This is a genomic window from Capnocytophaga leadbetteri (assembly GCF_003054025.1).
In the GTDB taxonomy this organism is placed as follows: Bacteria; Bacteroidota; Bacteroidia; order Flavobacteriales; family Flavobacteriaceae; genus Capnocytophaga; species Capnocytophaga leadbetteri.
This window is the reverse complement of sequence record NZ_QBKG01000032.1, coordinates 1-4,929: the sequence shown is the minus strand read 5'-3', so window position 1 is coordinate 4,929 and position 4,929 is coordinate 1. Positions and strand designations below refer to the sequence as shown.

The 4,929-nt window shown below is 40.3% G+C and carries 4 protein-coding genes; 1 reads left to right on the top strand and 3 read right to left on the bottom strand.

The genetic code is table 11. The features are described 5' to 3' along the window. Together C8P65_RS11925 and C8P65_RS11920 are read right to left on the bottom strand one after the other, a co-directional pair. On the bottom strand, positions 1 to 300 hold a 300-nt coding region (locus tag C8P65_RS11925; protein ID WP_146162935.1), incomplete at its 3' end, for a PorP/SprF family type IX secretion system membrane protein. Positions 301 to 582: 282 nt separating this feature from the next. After that, complete coding sequence (locus C8P65_RS11920) at positions 583 to 1,515, bottom strand: beta-ketoacyl synthase chain length factor (protein WP_107782982.1); 933 nt, start codon at positions 1,513 to 1,515, stop codon at positions 583 to 585. A 201-nt stretch (positions 1,516 to 1,716) separates the two neighbouring features. On the opposite strand from C8P65_RS11920, the gene C8P65_RS11915 reads away from it, so the two are divergent. Beyond that, positions 1,717 to 3,579 (top strand): ABC-F family ATP-binding cassette domain-containing protein, encoded by a 1,863-nt coding sequence (locus tag C8P65_RS11915; protein WP_107782981.1) that lies wholly within the window; start codon positions 1,717 to 1,719, stop codon positions 3,577 to 3,579. A gap of 92 nt (positions 3,580 to 3,671) precedes the next feature. Here C8P65_RS11915 and C8P65_RS11910 read toward each other — a convergent pair whose 3' ends face one another. Then, positions 3,672 to 4,790, bottom strand: coding sequence for a formimidoylglutamase (locus tag C8P65_RS11910; RefSeq protein WP_107782980.1), 1,119 nt, complete (start codon positions 4,788 to 4,790; stop codon positions 3,672 to 3,674). Positions 4,791 to 4,929 lie beyond the last annotated feature (139 nt).

Here is a 4,929-nt window from a genome sequence, read left to right as displayed (position 1 = left end):
TAAAGCTGTTTGGTTTTGAGGCCCTATACTCTCGCGAAAAATACTCCCCCCTAAACCTACATTACGAAGGCTTTCCATTGGTTGGTGATAGCTAATGCTACCATTAGTAGGTGCCCCTTTAATGCCTACCCATTGGGTACGAAACATACCAAAGAAACTTCCTACTTCGCGTGAGCCAGTGTAACCAGGATTGAACAGCATAGTGTTATACATATACTGTGTGTACTGCGACTCTTGTTGTGCTAAAACTACTGTACAAAATAAGGTTGTAAGTAGTGAAAATAAGGCTTTTTTAGTCATAATGAAACTGTAGTTTTGTATTCTTTACAATTGATTCTTAGTTAGTTACTATAATTATACATACTATAAAAACGATGCAAAGTTACACCTTTTTTTTAAATAATCAATTTTTCTTACATTGATTAGCAGGAAATGAGTAAAAAAAGTATATTTTTCTATTTCTTTAACCATTATTGGATACTTATTTTTCGCTAATTATTCGTCACATACTCGGCTGCGCCAGCTCGCCGACTTTCCTTCGCTCTTCCTATATCATTCCTATATCCAACGTATAGGGTAAGTCTATACAGAAAATTTTTCTATTAATACCAAACTGAAATCTTTATTGTTATAAGAATTAATAAGTAGTATGCGGCAGGCTTTACCTCCTTTTAGATAGTGATAGGCATACCACAAGCCAAAAGCTGAGGCTGTAAAATATTCGCCACAAAGATTTTTATAAGACAATATAGGACATTGCCAAGGTAGCGGAGTAGGGTCGCCAGTGAAAATAATATCTATATCGTTTATGCTAAGAGTGTGACGCTGCAAAAAGTCAGTTACCCAAGAGGAGAGTTCGTCAGGTGTAACTTCATTGCGAAGACTAATATCTACGAGCTCGGCATAAGTATATTCCGCAGGAATAGCGGAAAGAGCAAAGAAAGCTGCCCCCTCGCCCATCAGGTTGCTTTTTACCAATTGTTGCGTTTGTAGAAAAAAGGGAGCGTGTTCGTCGACCCCTCCTACTAAGGCATTGGTTATCAGCTGTTGTTCTAACTGCATTATGGCATCTAACAGGGCAGACTCAAACGAGATAGCTCCGTTAACATAAGTTGTATTATAGCTGTGGCACTGCCAATGCAAAGCGAGTTGTCCGGCTACGGTATTGTGGGTAGATTGTATAAAAGCTGTAGGGGTAAGATGTTGCTCGTGGTTATCGAGCATCGCTTTGAGGAACTTTTCGGAGTCTTGAACACAGCCCATACCCGTACCTACTATTATAGCTTCGGGCGTGGTAATATGGGCTTCGCGGAGAGCTTCAGTAGCAGTAGCAATGCTCATTTTCACCCCTTTAGCCATTCGTCTGCTAGCATTGGGGGCTATATAATCCTTATAAGAAGGTTCTTGCGCATAAAGCACCTCATCGGGCTGGGCTGGCAAAAAATCGTCGAATGAAGGAGTAGGAAAAGTAGGTTGGGCACTTAGGCAGGAGGCTCCGTTGATATAGATTTTCATAGGTTTCTTGTCTTTTGTATGTGGGCAAAGATAATAAAAAAATTGCTCTTAGCGTTTTTTTGCTTATTTTTGCGGCCTGCTTGTTGATTATTAACATCCCCCTAGCCCCCTTCAAAAGGGGGAAATGTGACAGGCAAGCATACACGAAAAACTTTGTAGACAGTCTGTTGTTTCAACATAATTTAAGATAAAAATAATATAATGAATTTATTATCAGTAGAAAATATATCTAAGGCTTTTGGGGAACGAGTTATACTCGAAAATATTTCTTTTGGCATCAATAAAGACCAAAAGATTGCCTTTATTGCTAAAAATGGCACAGGAAAGACGACTCTTCTGAATATTATGGCAGGTAAAGACTTACCCGATAGCGGTCAGGTGGCGTTTAGAAAAGGAATACATATCGGTTTTTTGTCGCAAAATCCGTATTTTGATGAAGAACTAACCGTAGAAGAGACTATTTTTGCTGCTGATAATCCTATTTTGCGTCTTATTCAAGCATACGAACACGCTTTGGAGCACCCTGAAAACGAAGTAGCATACCAAAAGGCTTTTGAGCAAATGGAGTTACACAACGCTTGGGACTTTGAGACGCAATATAAACAAATTCTTTTTAGGCTGAAATTGGACAACCTTAGTCTAAAAGTGAAGAACTTATCAGGTGGGCAGAAAAAGCGTCTTGCTTTAGCTAATGTGCTTATTAGCAAGCCTGACTTGCTTATTTTAGATGAGCCTACCAACCACTTAGACCTTGAGATGATAGAGTGGCTGGAACAGTATTTTGCCAAAGAAAATTTGACGCTCTTTATCGTTACTCACGACCGCTATTTCTTGGAGCGTGTATGCAACGAAATATTAGAACTTGACGGAGGCGAATTGTTCAGCTATAAAGGTAATTATTCTTACTTCTTAGAAAAGAAAGAACAGCGATTGGCACAAGAACAGGCTTCGGTAGAAAAGGCTAAGAACCTATACGTGAAAGAATTAGACTGGATGCGCCGCCAACCTAAAGCACGCACAACCAAATCGAAATCGAGGATTGACGATTTTTACAAGATAAAAGAACAAGCCCACAAAAGACGCAAGGAACACACTGTGCAGCTGGAAATCAATATGGAGCGATTGGGTAGCAAAACGGTAGAGTTTCACAACGTATGCAAGTCGTTTGATAAGCTAACGATACTCGATAAATTCAGTTACAACTTCCTAAGAGGGGAACGGGTGGGTATCATCGGTAAAAACGGAACCGGTAAGTCTACTTTTTTGAACCTACTGACAGGGGCTCTAACCTCTGATAGCGGCAAGATAATAGTAGGAGACACTATCAAATTCGGCTATTATACGCAGGAAGGTATAGAGGTATTGCAAGGGCAAAAAGTAATAGAAGTAATACAAAAATACGGCGATTACATACCGCTACTGAAAGGTCGTACCCTATCGGCAGGGCAACTGTTGGAGCGTTTTCTCTTCGACCGCAAAAAGCAATACGACTATGTAGAAAAACTCAGTGGTGGGGAGCTTAAACGCTTGTACCTCTGTACAGTACTGATACAAAATCCGAACTTTCTGATATTAGATGAGCCTACTAATGACCTTGATATTGTAACGCTAAACGTGTTAGAAGATTTCTTATTGGACTACCCAGGGTGCTTGGTGGTAGTATCGCACGACCGCTATTTTATGGATAAGATAGTAGACCACCTTTTTGTATTCAGAGGGCAAGGTGAAGTAGAGGATTTCCCTGGTAACTATACCGATTATCGCGTGTATGAAGAGAGCACTCCGCCAGCAGATGACGCTCCTAAAAAAGAGGCTACCAAAAATACTTGGCGCAAAGATGCTAACAAAGGACTGTCATTCAACGAACAAAAGGAATACAACCGGTTAGAGAAGGAAATAGCCCAATTAGAAGAAAAAAAGACAGCTATAGAAGCTGCCTTTGCTGAGGGAAATCTTACTAATGATGAGATACAAAGTCAATCAGTTGCTCTACAAGAGACCCTTGTAGCCTTAGAGGAAAAGACTGAACGATGGTTTGAGCTAACTGAACGATTGGACAATTAGGCGATTAGACAATTTGCCGATTTGTCAATTTGACGATTTGACGATTTGACGATTTGATAATTGGCTCATTGACAAATTGGCAAATTGGCAAATTAGATAGATTTTCGGTAGGAGCGCCACCAACGTTCGGGGATAGTACCTCGGATGGCTTCTTCGTAGTCTTGAGGTAAGCAAGGAATAAGTCCTGATGGGACGTGGTTTTGAGGCCCTGAGTACTTATCGCTACCAGGTTTCATCCACCAACGTTCGGTCTGTGTGCTTTTGAAGAACTCTATCTGTACATCTTCAATAGGCACTATATATTTAGTATAATTTTCGTCATTAATCACTGGTAACTCTTTGATACGGAAATTGAAGCCTTCATAAAAATACCAAACCATTTCAGCCATCAGTTGGTTAGCTAAATCGGTATTAGGCACATTGAAAATGCCTGTTACTTGCACATTGCTACTGATACCGGCATAGCGCGTAATGGCACAGATTTCGCGGTTAGAAAAACCATTTACATTACCCGGTGCATTCATATCTTTAGCCTGTACACTGGTCATATCAATACTTACTATATCGGCATCGCGCATAGCAGGCTCTATACACTTCAGGTCATTGACTACATTGCCTAAACGATAGGCTTCGAAGCACATTTTCTCGAGCAAATCGAGTTCTTCTTGGGCTACATAATAAGACTGATAGCCCAAATTAGTAAAGTCGAGGAGATTGACAGGCGGCTCAGAAATTAGGCGGCTCATATAAGAACTTTCGATAAAAAGCTCTTCTTCATTTCCAAAATCGAACTTGGCATCGACGCTTACAAGATTTACCATTTGCTCGAGGCTATCAAAAGCACGATAAAGCGAATAGGTAAACTGCTGTTCACCCCCTATAACTAAAGGAAGGACGCCTTTTTTGACCAATTCGGCCACAATTTCGCGGATAGCAAAATGCGTATCTTCGTCCGTTTCGCCTGCAGGAAGATTGCCTAAATCGGCAATACTGAAGTACCAATTGCCTACGAAAAGAGAGTAAAGATGGCGGCGAAAATTGCTAAATGATTGGCGGTTTTTCTCAATACAAAAGAAGGCGATTTTGACATCGCTAAGGTCGGGTAACCCTATGGAATACAAGTGTTTTTGTATCTGAAAGCCCACTTGCTGAGGCTTGTAATCATCTAAGGTAAAAGATGCTTCGACAGGTTGTAAATACGATAATGACATTGGTTATTATATTAGGTAATAATGCGCAAAGATAGTAATTTTATCACGGCGTTCGCATTTAAAGTTTTAAAAGTTTTTCTCTATACTCTGGTTCATAGAGGGCTTCAGCACGTTTCTTTGTTTTGGAACCTTTGTATGT